Source organism: Rahnella victoriana (genome assembly GCF_021276285.1).
Lineage (GTDB): Bacteria > Pseudomonadota > Gammaproteobacteria > Enterobacterales > Enterobacteriaceae > Rahnella > Rahnella victoriana.
The window spans coordinates 1875259-1891519 of record NZ_CP089919.1; the positions used below are offsets into that span (position 1 = coordinate 1875259).

A 16261-nucleotide genomic window follows, 5' to 3' on the forward strand; every position below is an offset into this window, starting at 1 on the left:
GTTATTGTGGATATTGCGGCAGAAAAGGCCGGTTAACCGCCAGGTATTCGTCGAGAATTTTTTCGGCGATATTCACCGATGGCATCAGCGGATGCACCGAAAGCGCCATTAATGCCGTGGAATAATCGCCGGTCACGGCGGCTTCGATGGTGAGTTCCTCAAAGGCTTTTACGCTCTGGATCAGGCCACGGATTTTCACCGGCAAACGCCCGTAAGCCAGCGGATGCGCGCCCTGACGGTCAATCATGGCGTTGGTTTCTACCACACTGTTTTCGTCGAGATCCGGCGTTGCACCGCGATTGAGCGTATTGACGACGTGGATCTCCTGCCGGTTGTTATAAATCGCGCTGATAATCGAACAGGCAGTATCCGAGTAATACGCACCGCCCCGGCTTTCCAGTTCTTTCGGTTTGCTCTCAAGCTGCGGGTTTTTATAGAGTTCAAAAAGCTGGCGTTCTATTTCACGCGTTTGTTCTCCGCGTGTGCCGTGCGTCTGGCTGTCTTTTACGCTGTGCGCCACCATCTCACGCTGCAGATAGAAATACTTCAGGTAGGAAAGGGGATAAAGCCCGAGCGCGCGGAGAAAGGCCGGTGGCAGGCCGGTTTCGGGAATGTTTTTCAGTTGATTCTGGCCGTTGCCTTGTGCCAGTTTTTCGATAAATTCTTCCGTGACGTCATGACCGCTGACGGCAATCTGATCGGCAAAAATCAGATGATTCAGCCCCATCACGCGGGCATACACGTCTTCACGCCGGACGTCATACACCTTCGCGATATCCATCATCATGCTGTTCGCACCGCTGCAAATGCCCAGCGTTTTAATGGACGAATATTTTTCGATAGCTTCGGTGACAATCCCTGCCGGATTGGTGAAATTGATCAGCCACGCATCCGGGCACAGTCTTTCCATATCGCGGCACAAATCTAACAGCACGGGGATGGTGCGCTGCGCCTTCATAAAGCCGCCCGCGCCGGTGGTTTCCTGCCCGAGAACGCCGTATTTCAGCGGGATCGCTTCATCGTGAATACGGGCTTCCTGCTGGCCGACGCGCAGCTGAGTGGTGACGAAATCCGCATCACGCAACGCGGCTTCGCGGTCGGTGGTCAGATGCACCGTCATCGGCAGCCCGGCTTTTTTGACCATCCGCTGTGCCAGCGCACCGACGATTTTCAGCTTTTCCTCTCCGGCTGCGATATCCACCAGCCAGAACTCTGAGACCGGTAATTCGGCGTAACGGCGGATAAAGCCGTCGATCAGTTCCGGGGTGTAGCCTGAGCCGCCGCCCAGCGTGACGATTTTGAGTGTTTTCATTCCCTGCCAACTCCCTGTTTTGTAGAAAAACCATACTGGCGTATGCCAGATGACAGAAAGCTAGCACGAATAACCTTTCTGTAAACAGGGTTTACCGCGCGGGCACAGACAAAGATGAAAATTGCGAGGCAGGTCTTGCTGCAACCTGATAATTCGAGCGTGAGTGATTGATAACGTGAATATCTGTGGCGGCCGGGGGAAATCGCCGTCAGCCATTGATTTCCCCGCAACTTGACCGCATGTTAGAAGTTACGTCATCTTTAAGACGACCCGAATTCACGGCGTGGTGCGCCACCGGCGCATCAGCCCCAAACGCTATTACGAAGGACTGGCCCTATGACTGAACAGCAAAACGCGTCGAATCCGCTCTTACAACCGTTCTCCCTGCCTCCTTTCTCTGCGATCAAGCCTGAACATATTGTCCCTGCGATGAAATCCGCGATCGAAGAAAGCCGTCAGACTATTGAACGTGTGGTCGCGCAGGGCGCGCCTTATACCTGGGAAAATCTGTGTCAGCCGCTGGCCGAAAGCGACGATCGCCTGAGCCGCATCTGGTCGCCAGTCGGGCATCTCAATGCCGTCAAAAACAGCCCGGAACTGCGTGAAGCCTACGAGCAGTGCCTGCCTATTTTGTCTGAATTCAGCACCTGGACCGGGCAGCATGCCGGTTTGTATCAGGCATACCGCGATTTAAAAGACAGCGAACATTTCAGTACGCTGTCCCTGGCGCAGAAAAAAGCCATTGATAACGCGCTGCGTGATTTCGAGTTATCCGGCATTGGTTTGCCGATGGAAAAACAAAAACGCTATGGCGAAATTTCCGCGCGTCTGTCTGAGCTGGGTTCGACCTACAGCAACAACGTGCTCGATGCCACTATGGGTTGGAGCAAATTAATCACTGATGAAAACGACCTGAAAGGTCTGCCGGAAAGCGCACTGGCGGCGGCGAAAGCGCTGGCAGAATCGAAAGAGCAGGAAGGCTGGCTGTTAACGCTGGATATCCCGAGCTATCTGCCGGTGATCACTTACGGCGAAAACCGTGAGCTGCGCGAAGAAATGTACCGCGCGTTTGCGACCCGCGCTTCCGATCAGGGGCCGAATGCCGGTAAGTGGGATAACAGCGAAGTGATGGCCGAAGAACTGGCGCTGCGCCACGAACTGGCCCAGCTGTTAGGTTTTGAATCCTACGCGGATATGTCTCTGGCCACCAAAATGGCCGAAAGCCCGAAACAGGTGATCGACTTCCTGAGCGGTCTGGCAAAACGTGCGCGTCCGCAGGGCGAGCAGGAGCTGGCGCAACTGCGTGCCTTCGCCAAAGAACATTTCGGCGTGGATGAGATGGAAGCCTGGGATTTGCCGTTCTACGGTGAAAAACAGAAACAGCATCTGTTCTCCATCAACGACGAGCAGTTACGCCCTTATTTTCCTGAGCAGCGTGCGCTGGAAGGGTTGTTCGAAGTGGTGAAACGCATTTACGGCATCACCGCCAAAGAACGTAAAGACGTCGAAACCTGGCATAAAGACGTGCGTTTCTTCGACCTGTTCGATGAAACCGGCGACCTGCGCGGCAGCTTCTATCTCGACCTGTACGCCCGCGAACACAAACGCGGTGGCGCATGGATGAACGACTGCGTCGGCAGTATGCGTAAAGCCGACGGCGAACTGCAAAAACCGGTCGCGTACCTGACCTGTAACTTTAACGGCCCGGTGGGCAACAAACCGGCGCTGTTCACGCATAACGAAGTCACCACGCTGTTCCATGAGTTCGGTCACGGCCTGCATCATATGCTGACCCGCATCGACACCCCGGGAGTGGCCGGTATTTCCGGTGTGCCGTGGGATGCCGTCGAACTGCCAAGCCAGTTTATGGAAAACTGGTGCTGGGAGCCGGACGCACTGGCGTTCATCTCCGGTCATTTCGAAACCGGCGAACCGCTGCCGAAAGAAATGCTGGATAAAATGCTGGCGGCGAAAAACTATCAGGCGGCGCTGTTTATCCTGCGTCAGCTGGAGTTCGGCCTGTTCGATTTCCGCATGCACGCGGAATACGATCCGGCGAAAGGCGCGCAAATCCTGCAAACTTTGGCAGAAATCAAGAAACAGGTTGCCGTGGTGCCGTCACCGTCATGGGGACGCTTCCCGCACGCCTTCAGCCACATTTTTGCAGGCGGTTATGCGGCCGGTTACTACAGTTATCTGTGGGCAGAAGTGCTGTCTGCCGACGCCTATTCCCGCTTCGAAGAAGAAGGGATTTTCAACCGCGAAACCGGTCAGTCGTTCCTGGATAACATCCTGTCGCGTGGTGGTTCCGAAGAGCCGATGGCGCTGTTCAAACGCTTCCGCGGGCGTGAGCCGCAGCTGGATGCTATGCTGCGCCACTACGGAATCAAAGGATAACCTCTGCCTGTGAGTGTGTGTTTACTGTGTGAAGAAGGCGCCGATGAAGGCGCCTTATCTGTTCTGGCGCAGCGCTGGAGCCTGACGTCTGACCCGGATGCCGTGATGGCGCTGGTGCTGACGCCTGAACGTCTGGAATTACGCAAACGTGACGAGCCAAAACTCGGCGCGATCTATGTCGATTTCGTCGGCGGCACCATGGCGCACCGCCGAAAATTCGGCGGCGGGCGAGGTGAGGCGGTAGCCAAAGCCGTCGGCATCAAAGGCAGCTATCTGCCGGATGTGGTCGATGCGACCGCCGGACTGGGTCGTGATGCGTTTGTGCTGGCGTCGCTGGGCTGCAAGGTGCGGATGCTGGAACGCAATCCGGTTGTCGCGGCATTGCTCGATGACGGGCTGGCGCGTGGCTATCGTGATGCAGAAATCGGCCCGTGGCTGCGTGAGCGCATGACGCTGCTGCACGCCTCCAGCCTGACCGCGCTGGCGGAACTGTCGCCTAAACCGGAAGTGGTGTATCTCGACCCGATGTATCCGCACAAACAGAAAAGTGCGCTGGTGAAGAAAGAGATGCGGGTATTTCAGGGATTAGTCGGCCCTGACGAAGATGCCGATGGCCTGCTGGAACCGGCACGCCGGTTAGCGACAAAACGCATTGTCGTGAAACGCCCGGACTATGCTCCGCCAATGGCCGACATCGCCGCACAGGCCGCAGTGGTGACCAAGAGCCACCGGTTTGACATCTATACGCCGTTATAGACAGCCGCTGTTGTAAAAATCACAACGAGATGAAACAGAAACCAGAACGCACTGCACATACGTTCTGGTTTCTAATTTTCATGCCTGATTACGCAAATCTTCAATAAACTCAGTGACCGGCACGGTTTTTTCGCGATCACGCTGTGCTTCGTCGATCTTGTTTAGCTGGTCAATCAGGATCTTTTTCATTTCCGCTTCTGCAAAACGCGTAAGCAAATCCCTGACCATTGGCTGGTAGCCAATCTGATGATGTGCCGCGATAGTTTTCAGGTTACTGAGCAGCGATTTTTGCAGCCTGATAGAGATCGCCTGAAGTTCCATCATGTCATCGAACTCAGCCGCAAGAGAGGGGGAGATTGCCTCTGCGTGTTCTTCGGATGCACCCAGATCGCGGTTATCCCACATGTCTGCATTATCCTGAGCGTCGTGGCGGGTTGTCATAATGTCTTCCTCTAAATTATGGGTGTTACTGCCGGTTTTCACAGAGCACCTTTACTGGCGTAAATTCGCCTTTCAATCTCGTTAGGTTCAAAAGCGGACTTCAGCTGTGCCGGAAGCCCGTTGTGGGGTGGGATAAAGCAGATTTTAAGCGTCCTTCCCCTGTTCGTTTCAGCAATAAACCACAAGGTGGGTGGCGTTGTCTGATGCTGCTCGCGGATATCCTTCAGATAATTGCCCTCGCGGTTTGCAAAGCATTCGAAGACTTCTTTTTCCACAACACTGTGTTTTACAAGCAATTTCTCTTTCACTGCCGGTGAAAACTGGATTTTCATAATACATCCTGTATGAAAAGCTTCGTCCGTATATACCCATTATTTTTATTTATTATTCATAATAAACAAATGGATGTGAATTATATCTGAATATAAAAACATACTGTATATACAGGCTACGCGCTTGCTCACAGATTAACCAGTTTTTTGCGGCTAAAAGACAAAAAAAATGCCCGCCGGTTTTCACCTGCGGGCATTTTTATGTCAGCGTTAACGCAATAATAAGTCTTACGCTTCTTCTTCCTCATCACGCAAAGGCACGATCAGCATGTCGATATGAACGGTGTTGATCAGCTGGCGTGCGGAAGACATCAGCTTGCTCCAGAAATCTTGGTGATGACCGCACAGCACTAAGTCCACGCCATATTTGTTGATGGCATCGACCAGCACCTGCGCCAGATCACCGCTGCCGCTCAGGGTTTCTGAAATCGGATAGCCGGCATTTTGCGACAGTTCATTTAACGCGTGATGCGTTTCTTCGGAAATACGTTTCTGCATGTCACCCAGATTAACGTCGATCAGGCCGGTATACAGGTCTGAATAGTTCACATCGACGTGGATCAGGGACACTTTGGCGTTATACGGACGCGCCATGGAAACGGCTTTTTCGACCAGAACTTTGCTCTCCGGCGACAGGTCCACAGCAATAAGTATGTGTTTGTAAGCCATAAGAAAACTCCTTCCATAAGTCAGTAAATAGCAAGATCAGCATCATGCGAATGTCATGACTTCAGTATAGCGCCAAAATGGCCAAATAAATCAAGCATACAGATCCCATTTCCATATCTGAAAATCTATAGATGCAAATAATATGAACAGTTCCGCATTCATTTCCTACACTGAATAATGCAGGCTTCTCCTGCTTTGGCAATCTTCTGTGATACGAAAAGAGGGCGGACGCAGGTTGTCCGGAGGTGTGAAATCGCGGAAAGGCAGGGCGAAACGTCGGGTGTGCGCCGGTAAGCAGAGGCGCATTGCGCGGGGTCAGTTCGCCTTGAGGGGGAATCATGATCAGTCCCGTTGCGCTGTTTTGGGCTTTATGTTTTGTGTGTGTAGTGAATATGCTGCGCTATTACTCTTCTTTGCGCGCATTGCTGGTGGTACTGCGGGGGTGCGATCCGCTGCTGTATCAGTACGTCGATGGCGGGGGATTCTTTACCTCTCACGGTCAGCCCGGCAAGCAAATAAGGTTGGTGCGCTATATTTATGCTCAGCGCTACGTTGAACATCACGATCCTGAGTTTATCCGCCGTTGTGAACGGGTCCGCGGTCAGTTTATCCTGACAACTGCACTGGTCGGATTAATATTGATCAGTATGTTAGCGATGCTGATCTGGTATTAGCATACCCTTCGTACTTGAAGCTGCAGCGGCGTTAGCGGCTCTCGTTCACCCGAATCACTGACCTGTGTCAGCTCATCGGGATTATCTCGCTTGCTGCCTTGCTGCAACTCCAGTTACTTTGGTGATGAATTAGGGAGGATGTGTGAAAAAGGAAACAAAAAAGGCGACCTGCTGAGCAGAGTCGCCTTTTTAATGCCGGTCAGATAAGGATCAGATCAGCTTCAGCGCAATCCAGTACAGCACGCCGGAAAGGACAATCGACACTGGCAGGGTTAAGATCCACGCCATGGCGATGTTTTTCACCGTCTTCGACTGCACACCGCCGCCATCGACAATCATGGTACCTGCAACCGCAGAAGACAGTACGTGCGTGGTGGAAACCGGCATGCCGGTGTAACTGGCCACGCCGATAGACACCGCCGCCGTCAGCTGGGCAGACAGGCCCTGTGCGTAGGTCATGCCTTTCTTACCAATCTTCTCGCCGATAGTGGTCGCCACACGTTTCCAGCCAATCATGGTACCGATGGCCAGTGCGAGCGCCACAGCGATGATGATCCAGATAGGCGCGTATTCGACCGTCTGCAGAATGTCGGTTTTCAGCTCGCCGAGGAAGCGTTTGTCCGCCGCGGAGGTTTCCGGCAGCTTCGCGACTTTATCCGCAGTATCAGAAACACACATCAGCAGACGACGCATATGGCTGCGTTCTTCCGGTGACAGGTCGCTGTAGGACTGCAAATTGGTCAGCAGGGTCTGAGCGCGCCCAATGGCGTCAAGTGCGTGGCTGCTGTCGCAGTGGAACACTTTCGGCTCGTCGGTAGGCGCAATGTTGACGTCCGGTGCAGGCACCAGCGGCGTCAGCGCAACGACGTGTGGGACGGCATCCACATGCTGCTGATAGTACTGACCGAGGTGCGTCACGGCATCGCGGGTACGGGTAATGTCGTATCCGGTCGCGCTCATGTTCACCACGAAACCTGCCGGTGCCACACCGATCAAGACCAGCATGATCAGGCCGATACCTTTCTGGCCGTCGTTTGCGCCGTGAGAGAAACTCACGCCGATAGCCGACAGGATCAGGCCAATACGGGTCCAGAATGGCGGCTTCTTCTTGCCGTCTTTCTTTTCACGTTCAGCAGGCGTCAGGTGGATACGGGCATGTTTCTTGTTGCCACTCCAGTAACGGCGCAACAGGAAAATCATGGTGCCTGCCATAATCATCCCGACCAGCGGTGAGATAATCAGAGAGGCAAAAATGCCGATCATTTTCGGGATGTTTAACGCATCGACCACAGACGTGTGGGTCATTAATGCATTGGTCAGCCCGACGCCAATGATGGCACCAATCAGCGTGTGGGAACTGGACGCCGGCAGGCCAAAGTACCAGGTGCCGAGGTTCCAGATGATCGCCGCCAGCAACATAGAGAACACCATGGCGAGGCCATGTGCGGAACCTACGTTAAGCAGTAAATCGGTTGGAAGTAAATGGACGATGGCATAGGCCACACTCAAACCACCGAGCAGGACGCCAAAGAAGTTAAATACCCCTGCCATCACGACCGCTAATTGCGAACGCATTGCCCGGGTATAGATGACGGTTGCTACTGCGTTGGCTGTGTCATGGAAACCATTAATGGCTTCGTAGAACAGAACAAACAGTAACGCGAGAATCAATAAAGAACCGGTATGAATATCCAATCCGGCAAATAGATGCAGCATAATTGTTACGCCAGTTAGTGGTCATGAACGCCGCGCATTATCTGCGAGAACAGGGGGACGGGAAAAGGAAAATATGACATTTTTTTGACTAAAAACAGTTCAATATTTGGCTTTGTTTCAATTAAATTTTTATTTATCAAAACGTTATTCCCTCTTTACTCACAGAAACATTTACTTACGACGTTCAGAAAGCGGACAGTCTGGCTGGTCTAAGCGGCGGCTGTCCCTTACAATCCGCGGCATCATGCGGCCTGAACGCCCATCGGTAAGGGGTAAACCCTATCTAAAACGTAGTTGAATTTTCATAAAGAGAGGCCAAAAGTGGAACAGGTTGATGTGGTAGTCATTGGTGCAGGTGCGGCGGGTATGTTCTGCGCAGCACAGGCCGGACAAGGTGGCTGCCGGGTTCTGCTGCTGGATAACGGGAAAAAAACCGGGCGTAAAATTCTGATGTCAGGCGGCGGACGCTGCAATTTCACTAACCTTTACGCCGAACCCGCTGCCTATCTTTCCGAAAACCCGCATTTTTGTAAATCCGCGCTGGCGCGTTATACCCAGTGGGATTTCATCGATATGGTCAACCGCTACGGCATCGCCTGGCATGAGAAAACCCTCGGTCAGTTGTTCTGTGATGATTCTGCCCAGCAAATTGTGGCAATGCTCGATAAGGAATGCGAACTGGGTCATGTCGATGTGCGTCTGCGCAGCGAGATTTCCGACGTTCAGAAAACCGAAGAGGGCTTTATTATCAAGGTGAACGGCTCAACTGTAAGTACTCACTCACTTGTGATTGCCAGCGGCGGACTTTCCATGCCGGGACTGGGCGCTTCGCCGTTTGGTTACCGTCTTGCCGAACAGTTTGGTTTGAAAGTCCTGCCGACCCGCGCCGGTCTGGTGCCTTTTACCCTGCATAAACCGCTGCTGGATCACTTACAGACGCTCTCCGGCGTGTCAGTGCCTGCGGTACTGACGGCGGAAGATGGCACTGTTTTCCGTGAAAGCATCCTGTTCACCCATCGCGGCATGTCCGGCCCGGCGGTTTTACAGCTTTCTAGTTACTGGCTGCCTGGCGAGTTTGTGAGCGTTAACTTACTTCCTGATGTCGATCTGGCGGCGTTTCTGAATGAACAGCGTCAGGCACATCCGAACCAGAGCCTGAAAAATACGCTGGCGATGCAACTGCCAAAACGCCTGGTCGAATGCCTGCAAACCCTCGGTCAGTTACCGGACGTCACGCTGAAGCAGCTGAATGTGCCGCAGCAGGCCGAACTGGTTGAACAACTGCAAAACTGGCAGGTGCAACCGAATGGCACCGAAGGCTACCGCACGGCAGAAGTGACGCTTGGCGGCGTCGATACCAAAGAATTATCCTCAAAAACCATGGCTGCCGCTAAGGTGCCGGGTCTGTATTTCATCGGCGAAGTGGTGGACGTCACCGGCTGGCTGGGCGGTTATAACTTCCAGTGGGCCTGGAGTTCGGCGTGGGCATGCGCGCAGGATCTGATGGCGCGATCGTTTGCGGTGAAATGATTTTTAGCGCCTCCCCTTCGCAGGGGAGGGAGCCGACCGGCGCTTTTACTCCTCCCCCTGCGAAGGGGGAGCCGGGAGGAAGTCTGCGTCATATTTATCAGCAACCTACAATCAACAATTCACAAGGAAAGTTATGAACCTCTCACGCCCTAAAGGACTTTATCTGTTCAGCCTCCTGACATTGTCGGGGTTTGCTTCATCTTCAAATGCGGCTGAACAGGCTGTGGTGGAGACGCCACCTGCCGCGCTCACCGCTCCGGCTGTTGTGGTGCCGGAGAAACCGGTGAAAGCTGATGAGACTGCGCCTGCGCCAGCTCAGGCAGTCAAGCCGGATGCGGTACCGGTTGAGACGTCAGACGCGACACCGCCAGCGGCTGCGGAACCCGCTCCTGCACCGCCGGTGAAAGCATCGCCTTCTGAAGAGGTGACCGCAGAAAGTATTAAAGCGGCGGGTATTGAACCTGCACCGGCAAACATGCTGGAAAGTGAAGAGCAAAAGCGGGCGTATGCCAGCGGTGTCATGCTGGCGCACTTTATCGAGGAGCAACTCGCGGTGCAGAAAAATCTGCATATCACCCTGAATAAGAATATTTTGCTGGCCGGTATCGCAGATACGTTTAGTCATCAGGGCAAGATGAGCGACGAAGATATCCGTCTCACCATGTCCACGTTTGATGAGCAGGTCAAAGTACTGACGCAGGCGCAAAATGCGAAAAAACAGGCGGCAGATAAAGCCTATATTGAGGATTTTGCAAAACGGGAAGGCGTCAAAAAGACGAAGCAGGGTTTATTATATCTGATTGATAACAAAGGTGAGGGTCCGGGGCTGAAGAATACGGATACCGTGCAGATCAATTATAAAGGCACCCTGGTTGATGGCACCGTCATTGACGGGCCGCAGGTCGATAATGCTTATCAGATTTTCCGCATTTCGGAAATGCCGCCTGTGTTGCGAGACAGCGTGAAATTAATTCGTAAAGGGGGGCAGGTAACGGTGGTGATCCCGCCATCCACACTCGAAAACACGAAAGACGGCAAAGCGACATCGCCGCTCAATACCGTCGTGATTTACACTATTGCTGTGGCGGATGTGAATAAGCCATAAATGAATGCCTGAGCGGCCGGATGATATTTTCTCGCAGGTTATTGCGCTGAAAATGATTATCTACTGTTTCAATAGCTGGATAATTCTTTCCAGCCGCTCATCATTTTTCGCCTTGCTGTGAATATAGGCATAAATATCCAGCGTATCTTCTTCCATCCAGGGGATTTCTACCCTGCGCAGGGCGAGATGTGCCGGGATATGTTTGAGCAGAAACGCCGGGAAAAACATAACAAAATCACTTTTCTCAATGCAATAAAGCATATTGAGCAACGAGTTAGAGCGATAACGGATATTTCTCTGATGGGACAGGCCATAAAGTTTTTCAGGAAGATAAGCATTGGTCTCGGCAGAGCTGAGTACAATATGTTCTTCGGCCATCCATTGCTCGCTGCTGAGCTTATTTTTAATTCGCGGATGCCCGTCACGGCACAAACCGATGATCCGCGACTGGGCGATTTTGGTCGAAATAAACGAGTGGTTAAGCCTAATGGCGGAACCAATATCAATATCGACTTCCCGGGAGACCAGCGCGGTGACCCGCTGATCTTCGAGCATGATGCGGTTGTTAAATGTAAAATTAAGTTCTTCCGGAAATCTGTTGTTTTCTAATAATTTATCCATCAGATAATATTCAATCATCGTGTTGGTGCGGATAATAACATTAGAGATTTCAGGGGTTACATCCGTCGTGATCATCACGGAATGCGATATTTCTTCGTCAATCTTCTTAAAGGAAGGATAAAGCTGGTTCGCGAGCGGCGTGGCTTTAAGTCCTTTCACGGATTTGAAAAATAACGGATCATTATAATAATCACGCAGTTTATTTAATGCATAGGTCAGTGTGGGCGATGATATGCCCAGCGCCTGTGCGGATTTTGTCATGCTTCTTGTTTCAAAGATCAGAACCAGGGTTTTTATGAGGTTATAGTCAAATTTATTGTTCATATTTTCTTTCTAATCAAAGGCATAAGGTGGGTAATGAAAATATTTCAAATCACGACTTCGAAAAAACTCTATTGAGTATCCGGCCAGTGAAATGCCTAATAACACCCATGGCCGAACTGATGAAAAGAAGGTGTGATGAAAGTCCTGACTGATAAATCCAATTTTGAGAAATGGTTTATGGAAGATTTTTTAAATATCAACCATAACCCTTTGAATGCTTCGATCTTCACTGATGAAGAATTAGAAGAGGTTCTCACTGAATCTGTGCCGGACTCCTTTCCCTGCCTGGCCTTTATTGACGAACAGAGCCTATATTCCGGTGGGAATCAGGTGCGGTTTGTCTATAAAGAAGAAATAAGGGTAATGCAAAAATTGCTGGAAGAAAATGGCGTAATTTACTAAACAAGCGAAAAATCATTGCAATAAAATAACCAAAATATGCGAAGAGAATATATTGGTTATATATATTGATGTGGTGAATGGTTTTGCCATAAAAAGGGCGCAATTTTTTGCGCCCTTTTTTTTTGTGAATCACGCTGCCAGCAGCGTCAGTGATGCACCCCAATATATCGCTCAAATTTGGCCGGTTTTAACTGGCTGAGGTCCACCAGCACCAGCCCGTCGATGCAGTGACTGAACTCAGGATCACTGCCGAAATCAATAAACTGCACGCCGCCGGTTTCGCAAAGTTCGGAATACTGTTTATACAGTGCCGGAATACTGCATCCGAGATTCGCCAGCAGGCGTTTCAGGCGCTGTAAATCTTCCTGATAGTCATCACCGCAAAACTGTGCCAGCACGTCGGGCAGCGAGGCCGGATAAGGGCGTCGTGAGGTCGCCAGCGGCAGCGTCGGCGGGAAATAAAGCCGGTAGAACGCCACCAGCAGATCGCGAGCCGGCAACGGCATACCGCCGGAAATCGACACCGGTCCGAACAGATAACGGGTCTGCGGATATTTCGCCAGATACGCCCCGATACCAAGCCACAGATAATCGAGCCCGCGCTTGCCCCAGTAGGCGGGCTGAATAAAGCTGCGTCCGAGTTCGATACCCTGCGCCAGGATCGGATCCATCTGATGGCCGTACTGAAACAGGCTCTGGCTGTAGATTCCGTTCAGCCCTTTGCTGGCGACGTGTTCTGCGGTGGGGATAAACCGGTAAGCGCCGACAATTTCCAGCGCCTGCGGATCCCATAACACCAGGTGATAATAATCGTCATCATAGCCGTCGAGATCACGACGGCGGCCGCTGCCTTCACCTACGGCGCGGAAGGCGATTTCACGTAAACGCCCCAGCTCGCGCAAAATCGGCACGGTGTCTTCGCCGTGGCGGCGGTAGAGATAAATCATCTTGCCGTCGGGCGTCTTGCCCAGCACTTCGCTGGCTTCCAGTGCGTGTTTCAGCACCGCGCGGTCTTCCGCACGGGCAATGGACGTTTCGGTATGGAACAACCCCGGCTTGCCCGCGCCGAGACGGTAAAGATGTTTGCGGAAACGTGCCGCCAGATCGCCCGCCTGCATCTGGCCGTCGTGCCAGCCTGAGTAGGGGATGCGTGCGCCAATTTTGAGTGTCAGGCTGTTGCCGCGCTGACCAAACATCTCATGCACCAGCAGCAGTGTGCTGAGCGGTCGGTAAATCATTGAGCTGAGATAAAACAGCGCGCTGTTGCTGCCGCTGATATGCACCGGGACCACCGGCGCACGGGCTTTGGCGGCGAGACGGATAAAACCGGTGTGCCATTTGCCGTCGCGCACGCCTTTGCTGCTCATTCGTGAGACTTCGCCCGCCGGAAACACAATCAGCACGCCCTGATTTTCCAGATGCTCCTGCATTTGCGTCACCTGATTGCGCCGCGTGCGGTTGCCCATGTTATCCACCGGGATCATCAGACTGCCGAGCGACGAGACCAGCGACAGCAACTGATTTGCCACCACTTTGACGTCCGGACGCACCGACGCCACGGCGTGCAGAAGCGCCAGTCCGTCCAGCGTTCCGATCGGATGGTTCGCCACAATCACCACCGGGCCGTAACTCGGGATTTGTTCCCGGTCGCGTTCGGTCAGTTCACAGCGGATGGCAAAATGCTCAAGCACCTGCTCGGCCATATCAATCCCTTTCAGGTGCCGGTACTGGTCGGCAAAGCGGTGGAACTCTTTTTCGCGGAACAGGATTTTTAACAGACGGCGTTGCCAGGAAGGGGTTTTTTGCTGCGGGTCGAGATCCTGAAACAGGGTATCCATGCTGAACATAGGATGTCCTCCGGTTGAAGTCTCCCGACCATAATCAGCGCCGATGACAGTGATGTGTCACTTTGATGGCAGTACGTCGAAGGCTGAGTAAAACAACGGTTCAATTTGTTGCGAAAGTAATCAATTACTAATAAAGTCAAAGACTCATTTACGGCTTCGTAACACGCCTGAACCTTCTTTCGTGAGACGCTGATTTCCATGCCTGAACCTGCTTCGCCCGACCTGACGTCCGCCAGTTCCTCAAAGACCACGCTGCGCATCCTCTCCATTCTGGTGTTTAACTTTGCCAACTATCTGACCATCGGCCTGCCGCTGGCGATCCTGCCGGGTTATGTGCATGAACACCTCGGCTATAGCGCGTTCTGGGCGGGGCTGGTGATCAGCCTGCAATACTTCGCGACGCTGCTGAGCCGTCCGTATGCCGGGCGTTATGCGGATAAAGTCGGGCCAAAAAGGGTGGTGATGTTCGGGCTGAGCGGCTGTCTGCTCAGTGGCGTGTTTTATCTGCTGGCACTGTGGTTTGACGCCTCACCGGCGGTCAGTCTGGCGCTGCTGTGTCTGGGGCGGTTGCTGCTCGGTGCCGGGCAAAGTTTTGCCGGCACCGGGTCGACGCTGTGGGGCATCAGCGTGGTCGGATCCCTGCATATCGGCAAGGTGATTTCGTGGAGCGGGGTGGTGACGTACGGCGCGATGGCGATGGGTGCGCCGCTCGGCGTGCTGATTTTCAGCGCCGGTGGCCTGAGCCTGCTGTCACTGTGCATCATTCTGGTGGCGCTGGCAGCATTGATCACGGCGTGGCGCAAACCGCCGGTGACCGGCAAAGCCTCGACGCAAATCCCGTTCCGTCAGGTGTTAGGAAAAATACTGCCCTACGGCATGATGCTGGCGCTGGCTTCCACCGGTTTTGGCGTGATCGCCACCTTCATCACGTTGTTTTACGCCGCCAAAGGCTGGTCGGGCGCGGCGTTCTCCCTGACATTCTTCAGCGTGGCGTTTGTCGGTATGCGGCTGTTATTGCCCAACAGCATCAACCGTTTTGGCGGATTGCGCGTGGCGCTGGCCTGTTTTGTGGTGGAAATCGCCGGGCTGATGATAGTGTTTTTCGCGCCGACGGCGTGGGCGGCAATGGCGGGGGCGTTCATCACCGGCGTCGGGTTCTCGCTGGTTTATCCGGCGCTGGGCGTGGTGGCAGTCAAAAAATTGCCGCAGGAAAATCAGGGCAGCGCGCTGGCGACCTATTCGGCCTTTCTCGATTTATCGCTGGGGATCACCGGGCCGCTGGCCGGGGTGTTGATGACGCAGGCGGGAATCGATGCGATTTATCCCGGCTCGGCGCTGCTGGTGTTAATCGCGATGGCGCTGGTGGTGCGGTTGCTGTTACGTCAGCCCGCGCAGGACACCCGCGCCACGGTCAGTACAGATTAAGCCGGTGAGCGGACGCCGTGGATGCGCCCCATATGCAGCGTATCCACCAGTTCGCCGTCGCGCATCGCGTAGCACGGGCTGAGGCCTTCAACGCTGAATCCGAACTTTTTATACAGCCCGATCGCCACGTCATTATCGGCATAGACCGTCAGCTCGACGCGGGTCACATGCAGCCATTTGTCGCACAGCTCCAGGGCGGCGGCGATAAGCGCGCTGCCGACGCCTCTTCCCTGAAATTGCGTATCCACACCAATACCGAATGTGGCCACATGGCGGCGTCGCCAGGGCTGCTCGACCATCAGGGTCAGATTGCCCACCAGTTTGCCGTCGATACAGGCCACCAGCGCGAACCGGCCGGGCGCGGCATTGGCAAGCCGGTCTTCCCATAGCGTGGCAGGCGGGTAAGGGAGTTGCAGGGTGTCGCTGAAAACAGGAACCTGAGCGTATAGGTGTTGAAGCGCCTCTGCATCCCGGGCTTCAGCGTGACGAATGACTATTTCGCTCATGGCGACACTCCTCTTTTTGTGGTTACTGTTTGAATATCCTCTACATTTATCAGGAAAAGGAAAACTGTCAATCGAATGTTCGGTGAAAAATAATGCTTTACAAGTGCGAATGATAATGATTATTATTGCCATGCGTTCCGGGGATGGCCTCACACCAAGGTCAAACGGGTCCCCAATGAGCGCACGACATTGCTCACATTGCTT

General features: G+C 53.3%; 15 protein-coding genes. 7 read left to right on the plus strand and 8 right to left on the minus strand.

From position 1 onward, the window contains the following. Window position 1: 1 nt before the first annotated feature. Window positions 2–1312, minus strand: a complete 1311-nt coding sequence (locus tag J9880_RS08640; protein ID WP_232770329.1) for a 6-phospho-beta-glucosidase — start codon at window positions 1310–1312, stop codon at window positions 2–4. A gap of 336 nt (window positions 1313–1648) precedes the next feature. Between J9880_RS08640 and prlC the strand changes: the two genes are divergently transcribed. After that, complete coding sequence (prlC, locus tag J9880_RS08645) at window positions 1649–3709, plus strand: oligopeptidase A (RefSeq protein ID WP_131693669.1); 2061 nt, start codon at window positions 1649–1651, stop codon at window positions 3707–3709. Between the two features lie 9 nt (window positions 3710–3718). Beyond that, complete coding sequence (gene rsmJ, locus J9880_RS08650; RefSeq protein WP_095923886.1) at window positions 3719–4465, plus strand: 16S rRNA (guanine(1516)-N(2))-methyltransferase RsmJ; 747 nt, start codon at window positions 3719–3721, stop codon at window positions 4463–4465. A gap of 78 nt (window positions 4466–4543) precedes the next feature. Here the strand turns inward: rsmJ and J9880_RS08655 are convergent, their stop codons facing one another. The 3 genes from J9880_RS08655 to uspA form a co-directional block, all read right to left on the minus strand. Next, entirely contained in the window at window positions 4544–4906 is a 363-nt protein-coding gene (locus tag J9880_RS08655; RefSeq protein ID WP_014333459.1) for a hypothetical protein, read from the minus strand. A gap of 38 nt (window positions 4907–4944) precedes the next feature. Beyond that, window positions 4945–5238 (minus strand): hypothetical protein, encoded by a 294-nt coding sequence (locus J9880_RS08660; protein WP_047606423.1) that lies wholly within the window; start codon window positions 5236–5238, stop codon window positions 4945–4947. 228 nt (window positions 5239–5466) lie between these two features. After that, window positions 5467–5907: a universal stress protein UspA gene (uspA, locus tag J9880_RS08665; RefSeq protein WP_014333460.1), complete on the minus strand. Its 441-nt coding sequence runs from the start codon at window positions 5905–5907 to the stop codon at window positions 5467–5469. 338 nt (window positions 5908–6245) lie between these two features. Here uspA and uspB point away from each other — a divergent pair, with 338 nt between their 5' ends. After that, window positions 6246–6581 carry a universal stress protein UspB gene (uspB, locus tag J9880_RS08670; RefSeq protein WP_095923883.1) on the plus strand — a complete coding sequence of 112 codons (336 nt, stop codon included), beginning with the start codon at window positions 6246–6248 and terminating at the stop codon, window positions 6579–6581. Window positions 6582–6791: 210 nt separating this feature from the next. On the opposite strand, the gene pitA is transcribed toward uspB, so the two are convergent. Next, on the minus strand, window positions 6792–8297 hold the full coding sequence (pitA, locus tag J9880_RS08675; RefSeq protein ID WP_095923882.1) for an inorganic phosphate transporter PitA: 1506 nt from the start codon (window positions 8295–8297) through the stop codon (window positions 6792–6794). Between the two features lie 321 nt (window positions 8298–8618). On the opposite strand from pitA, the gene J9880_RS08680 reads away from it, so the two are divergent. Together J9880_RS08680 and J9880_RS08685 are read left to right on the plus strand one after the other, a co-directional pair. Next, window positions 8619–9827 carry a BaiN/RdsA family NAD(P)/FAD-dependent oxidoreductase gene (locus J9880_RS08680; RefSeq protein WP_119825392.1) on the plus strand — a complete coding sequence of 403 codons (1209 nt, stop codon included), beginning with the start codon at window positions 8619–8621 and terminating at the stop codon, window positions 9825–9827. Between the two features lie 133 nt (window positions 9828–9960). Then, window positions 9961–10932, plus strand: coding sequence for an FKBP-type peptidyl-prolyl cis-trans isomerase N-terminal domain-containing protein (locus tag J9880_RS08685; protein ID WP_232770330.1), 972 nt, complete (start codon window positions 9961–9963; stop codon window positions 10930–10932). A gap of 60 nt (window positions 10933–10992) precedes the next feature. Here the strand turns inward: J9880_RS08685 and J9880_RS08690 are convergent, their stop codons facing one another. Further along, window positions 10993–11877: a LysR substrate-binding domain-containing protein gene (locus J9880_RS08690; RefSeq protein ID WP_095923879.1), complete on the minus strand. Its 885-nt coding sequence runs from the start codon at window positions 11875–11877 to the stop codon at window positions 10993–10995. Window positions 11878–12012: 135 nt separating this feature from the next. Here J9880_RS08690 and J9880_RS08695 point away from each other — a divergent pair, with 135 nt between their 5' ends. Then, window positions 12013–12279, plus strand: coding sequence for a hypothetical protein (locus J9880_RS08695; protein ID WP_119825386.1), 267 nt, complete (start codon window positions 12013–12015; stop codon window positions 12277–12279). 146 nt (window positions 12280–12425) lie between these two features. On the opposite strand, the gene J9880_RS08700 is transcribed toward J9880_RS08695, so the two are convergent. Continuing rightward, entirely contained in the window at window positions 12426–14126 is a 1701-nt protein-coding gene (locus J9880_RS08700; protein WP_195817617.1) for a lysophospholipid acyltransferase family protein, read from the minus strand. 198 nt (window positions 14127–14324) lie between these two features. Here J9880_RS08700 and J9880_RS08705 point away from each other — a divergent pair, with 198 nt between their 5' ends. Next, complete coding sequence (locus J9880_RS08705; RefSeq protein WP_131693664.1) at window positions 14325–15551, plus strand: MFS transporter; 1227 nt, start codon at window positions 14325–14327, stop codon at window positions 15549–15551. Here J9880_RS08705 and J9880_RS08710 read toward each other — a convergent pair. Next, window positions 15548–16057: a GNAT family N-acetyltransferase gene (locus J9880_RS08710; protein ID WP_095923875.1), complete on the minus strand. Its 510-nt coding sequence runs from the start codon at window positions 16055–16057 to the stop codon at window positions 15548–15550. The two genes, J9880_RS08705 and J9880_RS08710, sit on opposite strands and share 4 nt — an antisense overlap. Window positions 16058–16261: the final 204 nt, after the last annotated feature.